The sequence below is a fragment of the Paenibacillus sp. FSL R5-0912 genome, assembly GCF_000758605.1.
In the GTDB taxonomy this organism is placed as follows: Bacteria; Bacillota; Bacilli; order Paenibacillales; family Paenibacillaceae; genus Paenibacillus_AQ.
Genome location: NZ_CP009282.1, coordinates 5,380,941 through 5,402,192, shown reverse-complemented (window position 1 = coordinate 5,402,192; position 21,252 = coordinate 5,380,941). Strand labels below are relative to the sequence as shown.

Genomic DNA, 21,252 nt, shown 5'->3' with positions numbered 1-21,252 from the left:
GAGAATACTCCACCCTCGATAGGGTGGGGATGAATCAGTAGTTTTCGATTTCAAGACGAACATATGTGCTATAATATGGATGAGATCACTAAAAGGAGGTGTTGCACATGCTCGTGTCTGCGCAGGAGGTTTCTTCGAAACCCCTGGTTCATCAAGCCTATAAATATCGGATCTACCCCAATACAGAGCAACAGCAACTCATTCGTCGAATGTTTGGCTGCTGCCGTTTTGTGTTCAATTACTTCTTGGGAGCTTGGAATCAAAGCTATGCGGAAACGGGAAAAGACTTGTCTTATCACGCTTGTGCGACACAACTCCCCGGTTTAAAAGCACAATACGACTGGCTGAAAGAAGTCGATAGCATCGCTTTGCAGTCGGCTGCCCGTCATGTGGCGGATAGCTTTGATCGTTTTTTCAAGAAGCAAAATCAAGCGCCACGCTTCAAGAGCCGAAAGCATCCGATTCAAAGTTACACGACCAAATTCACCAACGGGAATATCGCCATGGAGGGCAGTCGCTTGAAGCTCCCCAAACTCGGCTGGATACGTTTTGCAAACTCCCGGAAGCTGGAAGGCCGGATATTGTCCGCTACCGTTCGTAAAAACGCCAGCGGGAAATTTTTCGTCTCGCTCGTTTGCGAAGTTCAAAAGAACCCTCTGCCCCAAGTGGATACACCTATTGGCATCGACTTAGGCTTGAAAGAATATGCAGTATGCTCAAACGGCGAACATATCGCCAATCCTCGCTTTTACCGTCAATACGAGAACAAGCTGGCGCTTTGGCAGCGGCGGATGGCTCGGCGTACTCCGGGCGGCTCCAACTGGAAGAAAGCAAGGCAGCATATCGCTCGTATTCACGAACGCATTGCCAATAAACGAAATGACTTCCTCCACAAGCTGACCACGAGACTGATTCGTGAAAACCAAACGATTAGTATCGAACATCTGCGTGTGGCGAATATGATTCAGAACCCCAAGTTTTCAAAATCCATTGCTGATGCGTCTTGGGGCGAGTGGGTGCGACAGCTGACGTATAAAGCGAAATGGTATGGACGAAATCTTCGGATCGCCGACACGTTTGAGCCGACCAGTCAGCGTTGCCATGTGTGTGGCACAATCCACCCCGAGGTGAAGAACCTGTCCATTCGGGAATGGACGTGTACGGCCTGCGGGACGATCCATGACCGTGACGAAAACGCCGCTCACAATATTGAACAAGTAGCGGTTTAACCCCCACCTAACCAAACGATAGAATTCAAGATTTCACTAGCGTCAAAAATGTAAAACTGCGGGAACGCAGGGATCGCTTGCTCCATAAGAAGAGGGTACTCTTCTGTTCGCAAGAATCCGCCACTTCAAGCGTTAGCTAAGTGGGGGAGAATTCAAAGTCGTTGCCTTAGATAATGATGATAGTCGTTTGTTGGATTATATCTGTCTTTTGTTGTTTAAATATGTTGCTACATCAGGAATTGTGCGGAGTCCATTGGCTGAGTGCCTCTAACCTAAATCCTGCATCAAAAAAAACAAGAGCTGCCCCAAGCCATCTCATGGCTAAGGGGCAGCTCTTGCTGCACAATGGGTTGCCGGAACCGCTAGGTATTCTGCCACGGGTTACCCCTTGACCGCACCTGCGGTAAGGCCGCTTACAATATACTTCTGGCAGAATACGTACAGGATGAGTACGGGCAGCGAGGTCAGCACCAGATCCGCAAAGATCAGATTCCAATCCCGGCTATACTTGCCGTAGAAATTGTATACTGACAGAGGCATGGTCCAGTCCGAGCTGTCGGTCAGGAAGTAGAGCGGAATGGTAATATCGTTCCAGACGGACATGAAGACCATAATTGCTACGGTCGCGTTGACCGGAACGATCAACGGGGTGACGATTCGGAAGAACACATCGAACGTATTCGCACCCTCCAGGAAAGCCACCTCATCCAGCGCTTTGGGAATGGAGCGGATAAATCCGCTGTAGAGAAACACGCTGAACGCGGTGTTGAGCGAAGCATAGATCAGGATTACGCTGGTGATGCTGCCATAGAAGCCCATCCACTGGACCACACGGATTGTGGTGATGGTGGACATCGGGGCAATCAGGCCCATGAAGAAGAACATGTACAGGAAATTGGACCATTTGGTCTCCCTGCGGACCAGAATGAAGGAGGCCGCCGACGAGGTGAAAATATTCAGAATCGAAGACACGCCGGTAATCAGCAGCCCGTTCAGGAACGCGCGCCCCAGACCGCCCTCACGGAAGACCGTGGAATAGTTGGAGAATACCCATTTGTCCGGGAGACGAAGGGAGAACTTCAGCACCTCCGTGCTGGTCATGAAGCTGCCAAAAATCATGATCAGCAGCGGCAGGATAATCAGCAGGGAGGCCAGGATCAGGAACCCTTCGACCAGATAGTTGCGCCAGGCCATTTTACGTGAAAAGCTCATTATTCCGATACCTCCTTGCGCCGCATGAAGATCAGCAGTGGAATGGCGATGATGGTTACTGCAGCGAATAGCAGGGTGTTGACTGCTGTACCCAGCCCCCAGCTGCCTTCCCCGAACGAGCGCAGGATGATGGTGCCTACGACCTGGGATGCATTGCCCGGGCCCCCGCCGGTGAGCACGAATACCTCGGAGAACACTTTGAGGCCGCCGATCAGGGTGAGCATCAGATTGATGTTGATCGCAGGGAGCAGGAGCGGAATGGTGATGCTGCGGAAGCTCCGCCATGATCCGGCACCGTCAATCGTAGCGGCTTCATAATATTCTTTGGAGATCGACTGGAGCCCCGCCAGATAAATCGCCATCTGGAAGCCGGTATGCTGCCAGATGGAGACTGCGGCGACGGTCCAGATAACAATCGCCGGATTGGTCAGCCAGGCCTGGCTCAGTGAAGGCAGACCCACAGCCTCGAAGATACGGTTAATCGTTCCGTCGGAGCGCAGCATGGGCGTAAAGACAATGCTGATGACCAGAACGCTTAAGATCGACGGAGAGTAGAAAATAGCCCGCAGCAGATTTTTGGATTTCAGCTTCATATTTAAGCCGACTGCCAGCGCGATCCCGAGCAGGTTTTTGCCGATGACGGTGACTACAGCGAAGATTGCCGTATTCTTGATGGCGAGCAGCAGGGTTCTGTCGGTGAAGATACGTTCAAAGTTGTCCCAGCCGATGAACTTGATCGCTTCCCGGTCCAGGCGCCAATCCGTGAAGGAATAGAAGAGACCCGTTAGCGCCGGGAGCACGAAAAAAATGGAATAGATCAGCAGCGCAGGCCAGATGAGGTAATACGAGTATAGTTTCTTTGATATTTTCATCTCTTCACACTCCTATATAGCCCAGGACAGAATAAAGCCCTGGCCGGACTTTATTCTGCCTGTTGTAATGGTTATTTGCTGTACATTAAAAGCCTTCGACGCCTTTGTCCTTCATCAGCTGGCTGAATTTCTCATCCCAGGCCTTGAGTACGCCCGCAGCGTCCAGACCGCCGGCGAACTCATCCTGAAGCAGACGGTACAGCTCGCTGCGGTCTACGATCATGTAAGCATCGGTAGTCAGTGTAGTCTTCTTCGGTGTGATATATTGATCGACAATCTCCTGCTTGTATTCCGGAAGCTTCGGCGTAGTGACATCGCTGAAGTTGGAGACGGAGCCTTGGCTGTCAACCATTTTCTGTGCGACTTCTTTGGTGGCGAGGAACTCCAGGAATTTCTTCGCTTCATCCATATGCTTGGCTTTCTTCGGAATGAACAACTGGCCGCCCAGCGGGCTTGCGCCCAGACTTGCATCTTCAGAAGAAGGGATGGCGAACAGGCCCAGATGCACATTCGGATCTTTTTCGGCCACGTTCACAATCAGCCAGTCTCCCATGAACATCATCGCGGTTTCCTTGTTCAGGAATTTGCCCACGGCCATATCGTAGCTGTCGCTGAGGATGTCAGCGTTGGTGTAGCCTTTCTTGTAGACCTCGTATTGCTGCTCCAGGAAGGTAGCGAATTCCGGAACATCGGACCACTTCTTGCGGCCGGCATTGATGTCCTCGAACAGGGAAGGTTCGTTCTTGGCCGCCCAGTCGGCAAAAGCGGCAGCCGGCCAAATATTCGCCGCCCAGTTATCCTTGAACGGCATGAAGACCGGTGTAATCCCGCTGGCCTTGATCTTCTCGCATACGGCCAGGAATTCCTCGTAGGTATTCGGAATACTCAGCCCAAGCTCCTTGAAGATATCCTTGTTGTAGACCACTCCCTGCATGCCTGTATCCTGGCTATAGTGGAAGCTGTATACATGACCATAGGCGGAGAGAACGTCCTTATTCAGCAGCCGGCTCACCCAAGGCTCATTGTCCAGAATCTCGAAGTTACGCTCCAGATTGAGATCCGTGGTGGCACTGGCCAGATTGTACTGAATAAGGTCGGGAACCTCGTCAACCGCCAGCTTGGTCTGCAGCACGGTGGCGGTCTGTTCTGCCGGAAGCAGCTGGAGATTGATTTTGATATTGGTTTTCTGTTCGAACTCATCCAGTACATCCTGGGCCACAAACGCCGAATCCTGCGAGCTTTTGGAGATGGCCAGCTCAATGGTTACCTTTTTGCCGCCACCGCTGCCACTGCCGCTGTTCCCATTTCCACCGCTGTTGGTAGCCGCAGCATTGCCGGAGCCTGAATTGTCAGAGCCGCATGCCGCCAGGGATAGGGTCATTACACCCGCCAACACGCCTGTTGCGATTTTTTTCATTTTGCCATTCATGTGATCGCCCCCGTAGTGATTTTTTTCTGGTGCCTTTGAATCCGTTTACATTTCTGATTATAGATTGATGCCTGTGCAAGGTACATGTTTGTACGTGACTCTTTCTGTGTAATATTCTGAACTCGTGGGCCGCTTGTCCAATTGCCGGTTTGGTTGTAAAGTAGGGACATCAAACGGTTCAGGGAGGATTCAACTTGGCTAACCTTCTCAACAAATTCGGCAGAGGCAGGGTTCAGGCCAGTCTGCAAACGAAGTTTTTCTTAACCTTCATGCTGCTCCTGCTGATTGTGCTGGGCTGCTTCCTGGTCTATGTCAACATCATGGTCATCAAGCCGCTGAAGGACAAGACCGAGAATGAAATGAAGATGGCCGCCGCCAAAGTCAGCGATCAGCTCAATCTCTATATCAATAACCAGAACCAGCTGTCCCAGCGGATTCTGTCGAACAAAGACGTCTTCACGCTGCTGTCCGCCGGTGATTACTCGCAGCTTACCCTTGAGGGACTGACCCGCAGCCGCAGGCTCAAGGATATCATGTTCCAGGCACTTGGCCCGAGTCTGAACATTGAAGATATGATTATCTATGACCTGAAGGGGGCAGAGGTAGCCTCCTATATCGGATATGCCGGCAACCAGACCTCACTTGTCCCATTCCTGGAGGAGAGCGGGAGGCTGGCGACTTGGAATGCAAGCGGTTACGCCGTGTACCGTCAGGGGGCGGATGTTATCTCCTTTGTGCGGGCAATCAGGAACCAGAACGGTCAGGTGTTCGGCTATCTGGCGATTCAGCTGGATCAGGAATATCTGACAAGATCGGCGGCCGGCATTGCAGGCGGCAAGGTATACATTGTTGATCCGGACGATCAGCTGATCTCAAGCTCTCCGGTGCTTCAGGAAGGGGAAGAGGCTCCGGAATTTGCCCCGGCTTCAGCGGCGAGCGGAATCTATCTAAGCAGCAGCCAGAGCTATGTCGCCTATCATAGATCTGCCGAGACGGGCTGGACCACCTATGTTGTGACCTCGAAGCATGTGGTGCTGGGCTCTGTCAATTCGGTGAAATACATCTCTATCCTGCTGATTACAGCGCTGATTCTGTTCTCTTTCATCTTCATCTACTTCTCTACGAAGAACCTGCTGCTTCCCATCCGTAAGCTGCGCAGCCAGATTCTGCGGATTAATTACAGCAATATGAATGTGAAGGCGGATACGCGCACCCACAACAATGAGCTGATTCAATTGAACGGGGCTTTTCAGGAGCTGCTTGAACGGCTGCAGGAATCCATCGAACGGGAGAAACTTGCGCTGCACGAAGAGGTGAAGTCGCGGAATTCAGCCCTTCAAGCGCAGATTGCCCCTCATTTCATCCACAATGTTCTGTATCTTATCAGTATCGCCGCACAGGAGGGGAAAAATGTGGTGGTAACCGATATGTGCAAGCATCTGTCGGACAGCCTACGCTATATTGTGTCCTCCCCCTATCAGCATGTCACGTTAACGGAGGAGCTGAAGCATACCCAGCATTATTTGTCTCTGATTCAGCACAATTTCGAGGACGACCTTGAATGGGAGATCGATGAGGATGAGGTGTTTGACCGGATCGAGCTACCCCGTCTTGTCATACAGCCGTTCGTGGAGAATTGCATTGAACATGCTTTCAGGAACACGGATCCGCCATGGAATATCAAGGTAAGGGTGAAGGTGTACAACGGCCTGTGGGCCATCGAAATCCGGGATAACGGAGAGGGCTTCGAGCCAGGCAGAATCAAGGAAATTCTGGATAAAATCGACGGCTCGGATTCAGGGGTGTACGAGCTTCAGCATAATACTTCGGGGATCGGCAATATGGGCATTGTGAATACAGTGAACCGGTTGAAGCTGATGTACAAGAACCGGCTGTTCTTCAACATCTACAACCATTCAGAGGAGGGCCGGGGAGCCACGGTTCAGATTATTGCATCCATGAGTAAAGACTTCTACTAAACCGGGAGGGACCGCAATGTATACCGCTATTATTGCAGAAGACAGCAAGCCGATCCTGCGGAATATCAGGGCTCTGATGCAGTCAATGGAGCTGCCCATCGTCATCACCGCCACGGCGTCGAACGGGCTGGAGGCATTGGAATATATCAAGGCTCATTCTGTCGATATCCTGCTGACCGATATCCGTATGCCCAAGCTGGACGGGCTTGCGCTGATCGAACAGTGCAAACTGGTGAATCCGAATTTGAAGGCAGTACTTATCAGCGGGTACAGTGATTTCGAATATACGCGCAAAGCCCTGAACCTGCAGGTATTCGATTACCTGCTGAAGCCTGTCGAGCGCCATCAGCTGGCCGAGGTTATGCAGCGGCTGATTGCCCATCTGCAGGAGCAGCAGGGCAGTATCAAGGAGCTTCTGGAAGGAATCGCCGAGCCGAGGTTCCTCATGGCGCTAGCGCCTGAGACCTGCTTCGCTGCCGGGGACAAAATTATGCTGATCCTCCGCAGACAGCCGTTCACACCCTGGCCGGGACCGGACCGCTGGAATCCGCAGGTCATTCGGTCTTCTCTGAACGAGGCCTGTGCACCCTATGAATGCCTGGTATTTCCTGCCCTGAAGCCCGCTCAGTATCTCGTTGTTTTAAGCAACCAGGTGCTGGAAGCACACCCGCCTGTTCATGAATGGATGAAGAGAATCTATACGCTGCTGCAGCTTCAGGGCATAGAGGTGTCCATAGCGGTGGAGCCACAGCCTGCAGTGAACCGGGCGCTGGGCAAGGTCTATGAGAGGCTGGATCAGTTGATGAATGAGCAGCTGTCTGTGTCCAGCCGCCTTATGGACACGGCGTACACATTGCCAAAGGGAATACTGCCCGGCGGTGACTTTGTGCGCTTGACGGCGCAATTCACAGACATGATTGCACAGCGGCAGAAGGAGCGCTGTATGCTGCTGCTGGAACAGCAGCTGATGCATTTTAGAACGGCCAATATCCGGATTGCCGAGCTGGAAAGGTTCATCTGGTCGCTGGCAGAAGCCTTTGGCAGCATAAGCTCCGATCAGGATTCAGAGGACGGGCTGAAGCTGGAGGAGGATGTCTGGCAGATGCTGGAGAGTGAGGACTATGATGCTTTCACGGAAGCGGTGCTGGACTGGACGGAGCAATGCTTTGACTGGCTGAACCAGCAGAGGAAGAAAAGTGGCGAGGAGCTGTTCCGGCAGCTGGATCAATACCTGCAGGAGCATATCTACTCCCAGATTTCCATTGCCGAGGTGGCGCTCAAATTTCATGTGAGTCCATCTTATATCAGCAGGGTCATTAAAAAATATTCGAATAGGACCTTCGTGCATTACTATATGCAGCTGAAGATTGCCGAAGCCTGCCGGCTCCTTACAGTGAGGCCGGAGATGAAGGTGAAGGAGCTGTCGGAGGTGCTGTCGTTCGGAGACCAGCACTATTTCTCCAAAGTATTCAAGGAATACACGGGCGCAAGTCCCACAGAGTACAAGGAAGGACAGACGGGCGGGAGCTAGGAGGGCGTGGCTGTCCTGATGGGTCGGTGATTTTGATAAGAATATGTTCCAAACCCCAAAGGTACTGATTCTCTAAAAGAACGGTACCTTTGCTATTGGCTGTATTTGCCGGGCGGGGTGCCCGTGATGTTCTTGAAGGTGCGGATAAAGTTGGCGTAGTCATTGAAGCCGGACAGGTAGCAGGTATCAGATACGGAGTTTCCGGCAGCCAGCAGCTGCTTGGATAACGCTATCTTTTTGAGCAGGACGTAACGGTAGATGGTTCCTCCGGTCTGCTGCTTGAACAAGTGGCTCAGATAATATTTATTGACGTTCAGTTCTCCGGCTATATGCTCCAGGGACAGATTCAGATGCAGGTGGTTGTCGATGTAGCTCATGGCCGATTGAATATGTGAGGAAATAATGCTGGGTACGGCAGAGCGGGTCCGGCTGTATAGCTCATTAACGATTACCAGAATCTGAATCAGGTAAGTCAGAGCCAGCACCTCGCTGCCGTATTGCTCACTCTCCAGTGCCGCAATAAGAAGTGAAGCTAGTGTCATATATTCGGTTAGCAGCGGTTCCTCCATCTGTGCCAGATTATTCTCTCCGGGCTGACGGTTCTGGAAACAGGCGAGCAGATTGGTCGTTGCCGTGCAGAAGGGATAGATCAGCGGAGCTTTGAAATGAATCGTGAGCCGTTCATAAGGCTCTGGGGATAGATTGATGATCTTATGAATCTCGTGATTGTTGAACAAGAGAACATTGCCCCGCTGCAACGGATAGCTGTATTGGTCGACGAATCCGTTCACACTGCCGCCGAGAAACAGGAAGATTTCATAGTGGTCATGGATATGGAAGTCCCTGGTCGGGGAGATCGGGGAATTGCCGATTCCGGCCAGAATATCGCCGTTGAATGTTTGATGATACCGGGCATGCTTCATAGTCATTGCCCCTTTCAGATTAATCGCAACAAACGCAATAAAACATCATTATTCGCAAAGACATTGCAATAATACCACACTACACTAGAGAAGAAGAATACCTGAAAGGGTGGAATTGTGAATGAAGGGTAAGGAACAGCGAAAATACTGGCTGGACACGATGCTGCTGATCGGAGGGCCTGTGCTGGAGGCTTTGGCCAAGCGGCAGCTGAAAGAACAGCTGCCTACGGAGTTTCACAGTGACCGGAGCCAGTTTGCCCATCTGGAAGCCTTTGCGAGACTGGCCTGCGGGATGGCCCCATGGCTGGAGCTTGAGGGCCTGGAGGGAGAAGAAGAACAGCTTAGAGCCCGTTATACCGCGCTGATGCTGGAAGCCCTCGATGCGGCTGTAGATCCGCAGTCGCCTGACTATATGGAGTTCAGGACCGAAGGCCAGCCGCTGGTCGATGCGGCCTTCCTGGCCCATGCATTGGTGCGCGCACCGAAAGCGATTACAGGCCGGCTGGATGAGCGTGTCAAAGGCAATCTGATACTGGCGCTGAAGCAGACGCGCCGGACTGCTCCAAGCGGCAGCAACTGGCTGCTGTTCAGTGCAATGGTGGAAGCGGCTTTGTATATATTGGGTGATGCCGACTATGACCGGATGCGTGTCGGTTATGCGGTTCATATGTTCATGGACTGGTACAAGGGTGATGGGGTTTACGGGGACGGCAAGGATTTTCACTGGGATTATTACAACAGCTTCGTGATTCAGCCGATGCTGGTTGATGTCGTGGCTGTCTTTGAACAGGAATCGGCGCAATATGCTGCACTTCAGCCGGTGATTATGGAACGGGCGCAGAGATATGCCTCCGTGCTTGAACGCAGCATTGCCCCGGACGGCACCTATCCGTTCCTCGGGCGCTCGATCGTGTATCGCTTCGGCGCCTTTCAGCTGCTGTCGCAGGCGGCGCTGCAGCATTTCCTGGAGGAGGCACTGCCTCCGGCACAGGTGCGCAGTGCTTTGACCGCCGTGATAGAGCGGATCATGAATGCTCCGGGTACACTGAATGAGAACGGCTGGCTGCGGCCGGGGATCTACGGCTATCAGCCGGAGCTTGCGGAGAGCTACATCAATACAGGCAGCCTCTATTTATGCGCTGCTGTATTCCTTCCGCTGGGGCTGCTTCCGGCAGATCCCTTCTGGTCGGGTGAAGCGCTGAAATGGACTGCGCTGAGAATAGCAGACGGTGAGAATGTCATGCGGGATCATGCGCTGGAATAATGGATATTCACCCGCTTTAGGTGCTTTAGCGAGAATGAGGTGCGGCTCTGATCAGAAGGTGCACCCATAAGGAGGAGATAACGGGCATGAACAGACAGGAGCTTGCCGGAATTGTGCAGGACATGAAGCCGGCGGATTGGAGCTTATATTATCCGCAGGGCGATTCGTCTGCTTTTTGGACCAGGGCGATATCATCCGGAGGATTACAGGCAGACATTAGCGAGATTCGCGCAGAAGCGCAAAGGCTGGACGGTCAGCCTATATCCGCGCTGACGTATACGTTATTTTCTATTTTTGCGCGTACAGGCTCGAGACTGGAATATGAACGGGTCTATTTCGAACGGAGAAGAAGACTGAATACCTATGCATTCCTAAGCCTGCTGGAGCCGGATAATACGGGGGCTCTGGAGAAGCTGGAGGATATCCTCTGGGTCATTTGCGATGAGTACACCTGGTGTCTTCCGGCCCATCTTCCCGCAGACCCTGACGCTGCTGAGATCAGCCGGCATATTGACCTGTTCTCCTCCGAGACGGGATTCACTTTAAGTGAAGTATTATTGCTGCTGGGGGACCGGCTTTCGCTGCTGCTCCAGTCCCGGATACGGCATGAGGTAGAGCGCAGAATCTTCCGGCCTTTTCTTGAGCAGGGGCCATATTTCTGGGAGACATCACGCCATAACTGGGCGGCAGTCTGTGCGGGCTCCATCGGGGCAGCTGCGCTGCTGCTGGTGAAGGAACCGGCCATGCTGACGGATATTCTGCTGAAGACAGAGAGCAGCATGAGTTATTATCTGGAAGGCTTCGGGGACGACGGCGCTTGTCTGGAAGGGCTGGGCTATTGGAATTATGGTTTTGGCTATTTCACTTATTATAGCGATCTGCTCCGGGCAAGAACCGGAGGCAGGCTGGACTGGTTCAAGCAGGAGAAGGTATCGCAGATTGCCCGTTTCCAGCAAAAATGCTTCATTGACGAAAGTCATGTCGCCAATTTCTCGGATTCGGTGCCTCAGGTACGTGTGCATATGGGCTTGTCCCATTATCTGGCTGAGGCCTGCACGAATGTCCTGCGTCCCCCGTCTGGGCTCCGCGCTCCGTTCACTGAAGATCATTGCAGCCGCTTCGCACCGGCTCTGCGGAATCTGATCTGGACCAGAGCGGGACGGGAGAACGAAGCCTGGGAGGCTGCCAGTTATTATCTTCCGGATGCCGCATGGATTGTCTCGCGTCATGTGCCGGCAGCAGGCTCCTTTGGGTTCGCAGCCAAAGCCGGCCACAATGATGAGCCGCACAATCACAATGATCTGGGCCACTTCATTCTAAGCGGCCGGGGAGAGATCTTCGCTTCTGACCTGGGCAGTGGAGAATATACCGCTGATTATTTCGGTGCCGGACGCTACAGCTATGACTGCAATGGATCACAGGGACATTCGGTGCCAATCGTAGGCGGCCAGTACCAGGGTGCAGGCCGGGAGTTCAGCACCGCAGTGCTGCATGCATCTGCGGCGGCGGAGAAGGATGAGCTGACACTGGAGATGGCACAGGCTTATCCGGTGTCAGGCTTGCAGTCCTTAGTGCGTTCGCTGGTCTGGCATAAAGAGGACCTGCCCCGTCTGGAATTGACAGACACCTACCGGTATGAGGGAGCTCCGGCGGGTTGGACAGAGCGGTTTGTAACCTCGCGTAGACCCAAGCTTCTTCACCCGGGCAGCGTACTGCTGCCGGGCACTGCGGCGGGTCACGGTGTTGAGGTCACTTATGAACCGGAGGCAGTCCGGCCGGAGATTACCGCGCATGTGTACCGGGATCACTATGGCCAGGAGACGCTGTGGCATAGTCTGGACTTCCATGTTCTACAGCCCGGGGCGGAGGGCACATTAGCATTCACTTTTCAATTTCTGTGAAGATTGAATCAGGCGGCCCGAATTCCAGGTACCCGCATCCGCCGCAGTTACCGCTTCTCTGGTGGGGCATATAACCCGCATAGTAGACGATTCCAACAAAGCGGCCGGTCCATCGCTGGTGTTCAGACGGACTAGGTCAAAATGTTGTATTTTATGCAGGATTGTACAATGGGGCGGGGAACCGGGTGATTTTTGCGGCAACAGCAGCGCCGGAAAGCTGCCGCGTACGCCGCCGGGAAGCAGCAGCGCACGCCGCCGGAAAGCTGCGGCGCACGCCGCCGGAGCTCCTGCGCCCCCATCGGAAAGCGCCGAAAGCCCCCTGATTTGCCCTGGTGAAAGCTAATTCTTTGGCAGATGTGTTTCGTTTAGCTTATATAGATATGCAATTCAATTCAAACAAAGGCGGGATTCAGATGAGTGGAACAATACAGCAGGCATGGGTAGATGAGGCTTGGAGCAAGGCACTGGAGAAAACGCGAGCAAACAGCTTGAGAATCGGCGCGGAATTCCCCCATGCCAGCCAAGGCGGCAAGTATGTACTGGAGACACCGAGCTGGTGGACCGCCGGCTTCTGGCCGGGCATGCTCTGGCAGCTCTACGCCGGGAGCGGAGACGAGAGCCTGAAGGAGATTGCCGAACGCTGCGAGGAGCGGCTGGACGAGGTACTGGATGGATATGGGAAGCTGGATCATGACTTAGGGTTCATGTGGCTATTGACCAGTGTAGCCAACTACAAGCTCACGGGCACCGAGGAATCACGGGTCCGGGCGCTTAAGGCTGCCAACTATCTGGCTGCCCGCTTCAACCTCAAAGGCCGCTATATCCGCGCGTGGAATCCATGGAGAGAAGGAGAGGACAACAGCGGGGTCGCTATTATCGACTGCAGCATGAATACCAGCCTGCTCTTCTGGGCTTCTGAAGTAACCGGAGACCCGCGCTACCGGCATATCGCCGAGGCCCATATGGACACGGTGCTGGAACATTTCATCCGGCCGGACGGCTCTGTCTATCACATTGTCAATTTCAACCCGGAAACAGGCGAAGTGGTAGAGAAGCGCGGCGGTCAGGGTTACGCACCGGAGTCGGCCTGGTCGCGCGGCGCGGCTTGGGCACTTTACGGGTTGTCGCTGGCCTATCATCATACCGGCAAGCAGAGCTACCTTGATGCATCCAAGCAGGTTGCCCATTTCTTCCTGACGCATCTCCCCGAGGATCAGGTTCCGCATTGGGATTTCCGGGCTCCTGGTGAGATCGGAGAGATTCGTGACAGCTCCGCCGGTTCCTGCGCGGCGAGCGGCTTGCTGCTGCTGGCAAGCCAGGTGGATGAATCGGAGGCGCATGTGTACCGGAACGGCGCGCTAAGAATTACGGAATCCCTCTACCGGAATTATGGGACCTGGGATAATTCGGAGGAAGAGGGGCTGCTGCTTCATGGTACAAGCAACTACCCGGAGAACCGGAATATCGATGTTCCGCTGATCTACGGTGATTTCTTCTATGTCGAAGCGCTGGCACGGATCAAAGAAGCCGGCCCGTTCTACTGGGAGTAGGGAGATTATGATGACTAACGGCAAAGCAGCATCCGAAATATTATCCTCGCGGATTGCAGACAATCCGCTGAAGACGCGGGCGGACCTGGTGACTGCACTTGAACAGCTTACGGGTCCGCTGTGTCCGCTCTACAGCAAAGGCGGCGCAAGACTTGAGATCGGCAGAACCGGAGCGAGCTATCCGGCAGCAACTGCCGGGATGGAAGGTTTTTCCCGGGTGTTATGGGGGCTGGTTCCCTTGCTCGCTGGAGGCGGAAGCAGCGAAATCCGGGACATCGTGCTGGAGGGTATCCGGCATGGCACCGACCCTGCCCATGAAGAATATTGGGGAGATGTACGGGATTACGACCAGCGTCTGGTCGAGATGGCGGCCTTCGGCTTCGCGCTTGCAGCGGTTCCGGAGCAGATCTGGTCACCGCTTGCTCCTCAGGAGCAGCATCACCTGTACAACTGGCTGAATCAGATTAACTCCCATCCCTGTTATGACTGCAACTGGCTGTTCTTCAATGTACTTGTTAATGTTGGATTCCGCACCATCGGCCGCCCGTATGATGCGGTGCAGCTGGAGAACAATCTGCAGCGGATGGATGCTTTCTACCTGGGCGAGGGCTGGTACAGTGACGGTGTTGACGGGCACTGCGATTATTACGGGCCGTTTGCGATCCATTACTATTCGCTGCTCTATGCGAAGCTGATGGAGCAGGAGGATCCAGAGCGTTCCCGATTGTTCAAAGAACGGGCCCGGTTGTTCGCCGCCGGTTTCCTAGGCTGGTTCGCCCCGGACGGCTCCGCGCTTCCTTACGGGCGCAGCCTGGCATACCGCTTCGCCCAATCGGCGTTCTGGAGTGCCTTGGCTTATGCGGATGTTGAAGGCTTCCCTGCCGGTGTGGTGAAAGGCGTTGTTCTGCGCAATCTGCGCTGGTGGTTCAGCCAGCCGATCTTTGATGCGGCAGGCGTATTGACCATCGGATACACGTATCCGAATCTGGTCATGGCGGAGAATTATAATGCTCCCGGCTCACCCTACTGGGCCCTGAAGACCTTCCTGCCGCTCGCACTTGGTGAAGAGCATCCGTTCTGGAACGAAGAGGAGCTTCCCCTGCCGGAAATCCCGGCAGTTATGGTTCAGAAGCCTGCACATCTTGTCCTAGTCCGCGAGCCGGCCTCCGGTCATGTGGCGGCGTTCAACAGCGGCCACCAGTACACGAATGAGCATACCCATACCTCGGCCAAATACGAGAAATTCGTCTATTCCACAGGCTTCGGGTTCAGCGTGCCCCGTTCCGAGTGGGGACTGTCACAGGGAGCATTCGATTCCATGCTTGCGCTTAGCGAAGGCGGGGACAATCTGTATCGCGTGCGGCGCCGGAATGTGGAATCTGAGATTACGGACAATGTTCTGCGGTCTGTCTGGAAACCTTGGGCCAATGTGGAGGTCAGAACCTGGGTTGTAGCGGGACTGCCGTGGCATATCCGGATTCACCGGATCGAGACAGGCCGGGCACTAGACGCCGCAGAAGGCGGGTTCGCCCTGGGCCAGGAAACGGAGCTTGCGCAGCAGATTAGCCGATCTGGTGCAGTTGCGTCTACAGCTTGGGGAACCAGCGGAATCAAGGGGTTGAAGGGTTACGGGAAGGCAGAGCTGATCTGGCCCAATGCCAACACGAATGTACTTCGTCCCCGGACGGTACTGCCCACATTGACGGCTACACTTGAGCCCGGAATTCACTGGCTGGCTTCGGCCGTCTACGGTGATCCGTCAGCGGATCCTTCAGATCGGCAGGCGAACGGAGTCAGTAATATTCTGGAGCAATCTCCCGAGTCCTTGCTGACGGTTACTTTTGCTGAGGATGGCATCACGGTTCAAACTACGGGCGAAGCAGAAATTTTTATCCCGATACAATAGAAAAGGGCTGCATCTTCAAGTGATTGTGAGGGTGCAGCCTTATTTGATTATATGCATCTCATATGACCTCATCTAACGCGTTTGGAAATCGAGTGAGCTTCATTCATCTGCAGCAAGTCCCACAAATTACCATATAAGTCCTTGAACACAGCAACCATTCCGTAGGATTGTTCTTTGGGCTCTCTAACAAATTCGATGCCTTCAGAGACCATTTCCTTATAATCTCTCCAAAAGTCGTCGGTGTTCAGAAATAGAAATACACGACCGCCTGTCTGATTGCCTATAAACTGTTCTTGTTCAGTTTTCGACGCTCTGGCAAGTAAAATTGTCGTACCGGAAGAGCCGGGGGGTGCAACCACTACCCACCGTTTATCTTGCTCTGGCTGATATGTATCCTCAATCAATGTGAAGCGCAGCTTTTTTGTATAAAAATCTATTGCTTCATCGTAATCTTTTACAACCAAAGCGATGTGTATAATAGACTGAATCATTTCTTAGCACCCTCCAATTCAAGTAATAGATCATCTTGTGTGTACCTGTATTATTCTATATTACTGATATTAACTGGTGAAAACCACTTTGGCCAAATGTTTGCTGAGGGTTTGCAGTGACCACATTACGGTATGAGATAGGCTTAAATGCACTAACTCACTTCTTTAGTTCTGATGCTGTACCAGTATCTCCCCCAGCAGCTCCCGTGTATCTGCCCACAACCTGCGCTGCATCGCTTCATCGCCGCCAGGGGATACCGGTACAATGGACTTTCCTGTGCCCACGTTAAAATAACCTCCGGTTACTGTCCCATAAAACGGGTCCACGATTAACCGGGTGATAATCTCTGCTCCTCTTCGCGGGTCTCCGAGCCGGATGAGCTTCAGGATCCGCTCGATCACAGAAGCGAACCGCAGCTCGCGTCCCAGTCCGGTTACATTGAAGCCCGGATTCAGGGCATTGACGGTTATTCCGCTGCCTGCCCATTGCCGGGCCACTTCTGCCGTGAACATGATGTTTAGCAGTTTGGTTTTGCCGTAGACAGGAGAGGAGCCCCGGGCAGTAAAAGCAGCAGTATCCGTTAAGTCCCCGGGCAGGCGGAGTATACCATGACGGCGCGAAGCCTCTGAGGCTACGTTGACTACTCTGGCCTTGCCTGCATTGCGCAGTGAAGTCTCCAGTCTATGAGTCAGCAGCCACGGTGCCAGATAGTTCACAGCCATCATCTCTGGCAAACCTTCGGTAGTGGTGCGGGGCTCGAAGGCGTGGATTCCTGCATTGTTCAAAAGTACGTCGATGGAAGGGCAGGCGGCAGTAATTTCAGCGCTAACCCGGTTCACATCCTGCATCAGCGACAGATCCCCATAGACAAAACGGATATTTGCAGCAGGCTGACGGGCCTCAATGATGGTTCTGGTAGCCGCGGCACGTTCTTCACTGCGGGCAGTCAGGACAAGCGCATAGCCTCTTTCCGCCAATTGGATGGCAACAAGCTGTCCCAGTCCGCTAGTGGCTCCGGTGATGACAACGGTTGGTTGTTTAGGCATGGTTATTCTCCTTTAAGTGACGTATAATTGATATATGTCCACTATAATTATATGATGGATATATGTCAACTATATCAGTAACTGTTATCTTTGAAGATAAGGACAGGTGAATGAATATGAAGCAGGGCCCCATAAACGATAACCAAGTAAACAATGACCCGATAAACATTAATCAATCAAAGCTTGACTCAAGAGAACAGCTGGAGCTGGCGCTGGGAGAGCAGCTTAACGCACTGATCAGCGCAGCGCATGCGCTGAATGTCAAAGCCGCCGCGCGCTTCGATTCCTCGTTGCAGCCGGCTGCCTTCCATATTGTCCGCTGGCTCTATTCCTATGGGCCGGCAAGTGCTGCCGCCATTGCGGAAGCAACGGCTATGGACCGCAGCGCGGTCAGCCGTCTGATCAAACAGCTGGAGTCTCTGGGCTATGTGAGCCGGGAAGCCTCACCCGATGACGGCCGGGCCATCCTCCTCTCGCTGACGGAGCAGGGACAGCAGCAGACAATATCAGCCCTGAACGAGAAAGGTTCCGTGTTCTTCGGGCGGACTGCGGTATGGAATGACGACGAGCTGCATCAGTTCATTTACATGCTCAAGCAGTTCAACGGGTTATAAGCTGGTGAGCGGGATAGCACCGGTAATGCTTGCAGCTGGAGCAGTTGGCGGAAACAGCAGTCATCGCCGGCCCCATAGGCGGAAATGAACTGATCGACAAGCTGATTGCAGAAGGCGTCCTCAACGTCACATCGATTTAAGGCAAGCGGGAATGCTACCGGCTGTAGCTGGTTGAAGCTCCAATGCCTGTCGTGGACCGGGCGCTTGTCATTGCCGGCAGCGATAAACGCGGGACAATTTATGGCATCTACCGTAGCAGATCAGAAATTTCCTTCGTGCGTATGGACGGGCGAGCAGCTGCGTGAATTTATCCGTGATTATCTGGGACCGGCTTTTGAACAGCATGGCCTGGATACAGAGATTTGGCTGGGTACGATTAATGCGCCGGAGCCTTGGGATGAGTGGATGAAGCAGAAGGACAGCGGATTCGATGCCTATGCGCACACGGTGTTAAGCGATCCTGAAGCATACAAATATGTGCAAGGCGTTGGCTACCAATGGGCGGGCAAATATGGCATTCAGCGTACGGTGCAGGCTTATCCTGAACTGCGCTACATGCAGACGGAGAATGAGTGCGGGGATGGGGTGAACACCTGGTTTTATGCCAAATATGTGTTTAACCTGTATCAACATTACTTCACCAATGGCGTGAACGCCTATATCTACTGGAACATGGTGCTTCAGCCGAAAGGCCGCAGTATTTGGGGATGGGAGCAGAACTCCATGATTACTGTAGATCCGGATGAACCGAAGGCCGTGCATAATCCCGAGTTCTACGTCATGAAGCATTTCGCTCATTTCATTGGCCCCGGCTCCCGCAGAATCGGACTGAAGCGCAGATGGACAGGCAACGCGCTGGCATTCGGGACGCCGGAAGGCAGGCGGGTGCTGGTGATCGCGAATCCGTTCACGGAAGCAAGAACGATTCTTTTGGCTAACGATGAAACGCAATATAAGCTCAATTTGGATGCAGAATCTTTTAATACCATTGTTCTGTAAAATAGACTAATATGACTCCATTCGCCGTCATTTCAAAGCAGCTGACGGCGGATACCCCTTCATGCTTTTGAACACATTGCTGAATTACGCCACATCATGATATCCGCAGTGCTCCGCCACCTCAGACACATTGAACCCGCCCGCAGACAGAATCATCTCGGCATTATTGACCCTGACCCTGTTCAGGAATTCTTTGCGGGTGGAGCCGGTATTCTGTTTGAACAGCTTACCCAGGTAGACGGGATTCAGTCCGATCCACTCCGCCAGATCTTTAATTAAGGGGAATGATAGATAAGAGATTATCAATTGTAGGCTCCGCAATTTCCTGCTATACTTTTTGCATGTTATTGGATAGGGGGTTACACTGATGGCAACGAATTGCTCATTAGCTAGGAAGTCCTCATGCAGAGCCTGATCTGGGGCGATACTTTGCGTGGGGTGCGGCAGGAAGATCTTGATCGCCCAAACTGATTTTATCGTTTCTAATTAGCAGGCTCTGCACCTTATTGGATTGACCAATATGAATAAGGGGCTGAAGAGCTGTGACTACAACATTTATTAGAAACCATCAATATAATTATATTAAGAAACAATCGGATTTCGTGCTCAAAACACTGCGGTCTGTAGCAGATCGCCGTGTCCTGGAGACCGTAAGGTACAGTGCTGAGGTGAATGTGACGGAGGCATTTTCTTCGCTGACTACCGAGCAGGAGCAGATGCTGAAGCCTATCTCCACCCTGGAGAAAGCCGAGGATTTCCAGCAGTATATCAGCGGCTTCGAGCCTTATCTGGAGCCATTTCCGCCGATTACACTGAAGCAGATTCAGAAGCTGTTTCCCAAGAATAAGAAGATGAAGCTACCTGATCTTGCATCGTTTGATTTCCGTTATGTAACGTATCTGGCCTGGGCAGACATTGCCACGAATAAGCTGTTCATTGTCTATCCGTACGAAGGACAATTCATCGGTGTAGAGGGCAGAATAATACCGACCCACAAGAAAGGCTATTGCCTGTTCTGCAACCGACAGCAGGATCTTGCCTTCCTTACAGTCAAGACCAAACCTGAGCTTGCTTCAGCCGATAACATTGCTTCTGTGGGGCAATACGTCTGCATAGATAATCATGGATGTAATCAGAGTATCACCAATATAAGCTCGCTGGAGAGGTTCGTGCTCTCGGTGCAGAAATAGCATGATATAGCTGCAAAGGGACTGCCCATAGGAATACGGGTCAGTCCCTTTGTCTTAGTCCATGCCTCCAGCACTTGCATGGCTTACTTAGATGGCTGCTTTGCACTAAACCACTTACCCGTTTCATCGTCAGCGCAATCGGCTAAGTGATAGACACCATCGACATTTGTGATACTGCTGCACAGAGTATTTGCCTGCAATTTATCTCCATTTTCATCCTCGCTGTTGTCATAGGTATAACTGATTTTTTTCTGATCCCGTTTATATTCAAGCGTGTGGAAGATAGGATCTCCTTCATCTGTATATTTTGCGATTTTAACAGTGGCATCCTGACCATTGTTGTAATTTTCCACGAATTGTTCGAAATACGTATAGTTAATAATCTCACCTTGAACATATACAACATAACCTTTCTTTGCAGCCGCTTCATAATGCATTGAATTTGAGCAAGCTACTATAATTAACGACATCAGCAACATACATATACATACTCTTAACATCTTCATTCTGTAGCCCTCCATTAAACCGTTTAACAAAAAGACGATAGAACGTCAAAGAATGTTTCTGACGTTCTACCGTAAAATTGTACTAATTTATCCTATTCCAAATTCAAATCTGTTAGTGCTCTGACTTCTTTTAGTTCCTCTTGATCTACGGCAGCAGGAATCAATGAACCATTAGCTTCATCAATTTCAAATTTCCCTTGATAGGCACCTGTAACTACATATGTTCCTTGTGCTTCGGGGATGGGTCCTTCATATTTCTCCAAATAAACTATAGCTTTATCTCCAATTTTCAAAACACTTGAATCCTCGAACACATATTCCGTATTGTTGTAATTACCACCAGTTTCCAGAATATTCACTGTGTCAATGGAACCGCCTTTATAATGTTCATTTACATTGGCATTGGCATTTGATACGGTAAATATTACACCCTCATATTCAAAAGATTTAGAATCATTCACCTCAACTTCATAAATAGCATCTGAACCATAAGTGAGTTTAGACACTGTATTGAAATTTTCGGCCAGGTCTCCATGATATTCTACAACCTCTTTTGGGGAAGCTGTAGAAGTTACTTTATCCGTTACATTATCTATTAATTTCTAAAAT

18 protein-coding genes and 1 pseudogene are annotated in these 21,252 nt (G+C 52.1%); 10 read left to right on the top strand and 9 right to left on the bottom strand.

Translation table 11 applies throughout. The annotated features are described in order from the left end of the window. Window positions 1-107 precede the first annotated feature (107 nt). Window positions 108-1,229 (top strand): IS200/IS605 family element RNA-guided endonuclease TnpB, encoded by a 1,122-nt coding sequence (gene tnpB, locus R50912_RS22995; RefSeq protein ID WP_042238160.1) that lies wholly within the window; start codon window positions 108-110, stop codon window positions 1,227-1,229. Window positions 1,230-1,610: 381 nt separating this feature from the next. Here tnpB and R50912_RS22990 read toward each other — a convergent pair whose 3' ends face one another. From R50912_RS22990 to R50912_RS22980, 3 genes are all read right to left on the bottom strand, one after another. After that, entirely contained in the window at window positions 1,611-2,441 is an 831-nt protein-coding gene (locus R50912_RS22990) for a carbohydrate ABC transporter permease (RefSeq protein WP_042238158.1), read from the bottom strand. Further along, the gene (locus R50912_RS22985) at window positions 2,441-3,313 is read right to left on the bottom strand and encodes a carbohydrate ABC transporter permease (protein ID WP_042238156.1); all 873 of its coding nucleotides are present in this window, start codon (window positions 3,311-3,313) and stop codon (window positions 2,441-2,443) included. The genes R50912_RS22990 and R50912_RS22985 overlap by 1 nt, the downstream gene beginning before the upstream one ends. Before the next feature lie 85 nt (window positions 3,314-3,398). Further along, window positions 3,399-4,742 (bottom strand): ABC transporter substrate-binding protein, encoded by a 1,344-nt coding sequence (locus R50912_RS22980; RefSeq protein WP_042238155.1) that lies wholly within the window; start codon window positions 4,740-4,742, stop codon window positions 3,399-3,401. A gap of 194 nt (window positions 4,743-4,936) precedes the next feature. Here R50912_RS22980 and R50912_RS22975 point away from each other — a divergent pair, with 194 nt between their 5' ends. Together R50912_RS22975 and R50912_RS22970 are read left to right on the top strand one after the other, a co-directional pair. Beyond that, window positions 4,937-6,721, top strand: coding sequence for a cache domain-containing sensor histidine kinase (locus R50912_RS22975; RefSeq protein ID WP_042238153.1), 1,785 nt, complete (start codon window positions 4,937-4,939; stop codon window positions 6,719-6,721). 16 nt (window positions 6,722-6,737) lie between these two features. Beyond that, window positions 6,738-8,252, top strand: a complete 1,515-nt coding sequence (locus tag R50912_RS22970; protein WP_042238151.1) for a response regulator transcription factor — start codon at window positions 6,738-6,740, stop codon at window positions 8,250-8,252. A gap of 92 nt (window positions 8,253-8,344) precedes the next feature. Here R50912_RS22970 and R50912_RS22965 read toward each other — a convergent pair whose 3' ends face one another. Beyond that, the gene (locus R50912_RS22965; protein ID WP_052416642.1) at window positions 8,345-9,175 is read right to left on the bottom strand and encodes a helix-turn-helix domain-containing protein; all 831 of its coding nucleotides are present in this window, start codon (window positions 9,173-9,175) and stop codon (window positions 8,345-8,347) included. A 121-nt stretch (window positions 9,176-9,296) separates the two neighbouring features. On the opposite strand from R50912_RS22965, the gene R50912_RS22960 reads away from it, so the two are divergent. The 4 genes from R50912_RS22960 to R50912_RS22945 all read left to right on the top strand — a co-directional run bounded on the left by R50912_RS22960 (window position 9,297) and on the right by R50912_RS22945 (window position 15,796). Beyond that, window positions 9,297-10,439, top strand: coding sequence for a DUF2264 domain-containing protein (locus tag R50912_RS22960; RefSeq protein WP_042238149.1), 1,143 nt, complete (start codon window positions 9,297-9,299; stop codon window positions 10,437-10,439). Between the two features lie 86 nt (window positions 10,440-10,525). Continuing rightward, window positions 10,526-12,340 (top strand): heparinase II/III family protein, encoded by a 1,815-nt coding sequence (locus R50912_RS22955; protein WP_042238147.1) that lies wholly within the window; start codon window positions 10,526-10,528, stop codon window positions 12,338-12,340. Between the two features lie 413 nt (window positions 12,341-12,753). Further along, on the top strand, window positions 12,754-13,890 hold the full coding sequence (locus R50912_RS22950; RefSeq protein ID WP_042238145.1) for a glycoside hydrolase family 88 protein: 1,137 nt from the start codon (window positions 12,754-12,756) through the stop codon (window positions 13,888-13,890). A gap of 7 nt (window positions 13,891-13,897) precedes the next feature. Next, window positions 13,898-15,796 carry a DUF2264 domain-containing protein gene (locus tag R50912_RS22945; protein ID WP_231637694.1) on the top strand — a complete coding sequence of 633 codons (1,899 nt, stop codon included), beginning with the start codon at window positions 13,898-13,900 and terminating at the stop codon, window positions 15,794-15,796. Between the two features lie 68 nt (window positions 15,797-15,864). Here R50912_RS22945 and R50912_RS22940 read toward each other — a convergent pair whose 3' ends face one another. Beyond that, a complete protein-coding gene (locus R50912_RS22940) occupies window positions 15,865-16,287 on the bottom strand; it encodes a VOC family protein (protein ID WP_042238143.1) in 423 nt (140 codons plus the stop codon). A 165-nt stretch (window positions 16,288-16,452) separates the two neighbouring features. Next, window positions 16,453-17,334 carry an SDR family NAD(P)-dependent oxidoreductase gene (locus tag R50912_RS22935; RefSeq protein ID WP_042238141.1) on the bottom strand — a complete coding sequence of 294 codons (882 nt, stop codon included), beginning with the start codon at window positions 17,332-17,334 and terminating at the stop codon, window positions 16,453-16,455. 116 nt (window positions 17,335-17,450) lie between these two features. On the opposite strand from R50912_RS22935, the gene R50912_RS22930 reads away from it, so the two are divergent. Together R50912_RS22930 and R50912_RS22925 are read left to right on the top strand one after the other, a co-directional pair. Next, a complete protein-coding gene (locus tag R50912_RS22930) occupies window positions 17,451-17,948 on the top strand; it encodes a MarR family winged helix-turn-helix transcriptional regulator (protein ID WP_042238138.1) in 498 nt (165 codons plus the stop codon). Window positions 17,949-18,200: 252 nt separating this feature from the next. Beyond that, a pseudogene (locus tag R50912_RS22925) lies at window positions 18,201-18,947 on the top strand (glycoside hydrolase family 30 protein); the annotation flags it as partial. 84 nt (window positions 18,948-19,031) lie between these two features. On the opposite strand, the gene R50912_RS36010 reads toward R50912_RS22925, so the two are convergent. Beyond that, window positions 19,032-19,253 carry a helix-turn-helix domain-containing protein gene (locus R50912_RS36010; RefSeq protein WP_052416641.1) on the bottom strand — a complete coding sequence of 74 codons (222 nt, stop codon included), beginning with the start codon at window positions 19,251-19,253 and terminating at the stop codon, window positions 19,032-19,034. A 236-nt stretch (window positions 19,254-19,489) separates the two neighbouring features. Here R50912_RS36010 and R50912_RS22915 point away from each other — a divergent pair, with 236 nt between their 5' ends. Next, a complete protein-coding gene (locus R50912_RS22915; protein ID WP_042138897.1) occupies window positions 19,490-20,137 on the top strand; it encodes a FusB/FusC family EF-G-binding protein in 648 nt (215 codons plus the stop codon). An 83-nt stretch (window positions 20,138-20,220) separates the two neighbouring features. Here the strand turns inward: R50912_RS22915 and R50912_RS33490 are convergent, their stop codons facing one another. Together R50912_RS33490 and R50912_RS22905 are read right to left on the bottom strand one after the other, a co-directional pair. Beyond that, entirely contained in the window at window positions 20,221-20,643 is a 423-nt protein-coding gene (locus R50912_RS33490) for a DUF4362 domain-containing protein (RefSeq protein ID WP_052416640.1), read from the bottom strand. 92 nt (window positions 20,644-20,735) lie between these two features. Next, window positions 20,736-21,149 (bottom strand): hypothetical protein, encoded by a 414-nt coding sequence (locus tag R50912_RS22905; RefSeq protein WP_042238137.1) that lies wholly within the window; start codon window positions 21,147-21,149, stop codon window positions 20,736-20,738. Between the last annotated feature and the right edge of the window lie 103 nt (window positions 21,150-21,252).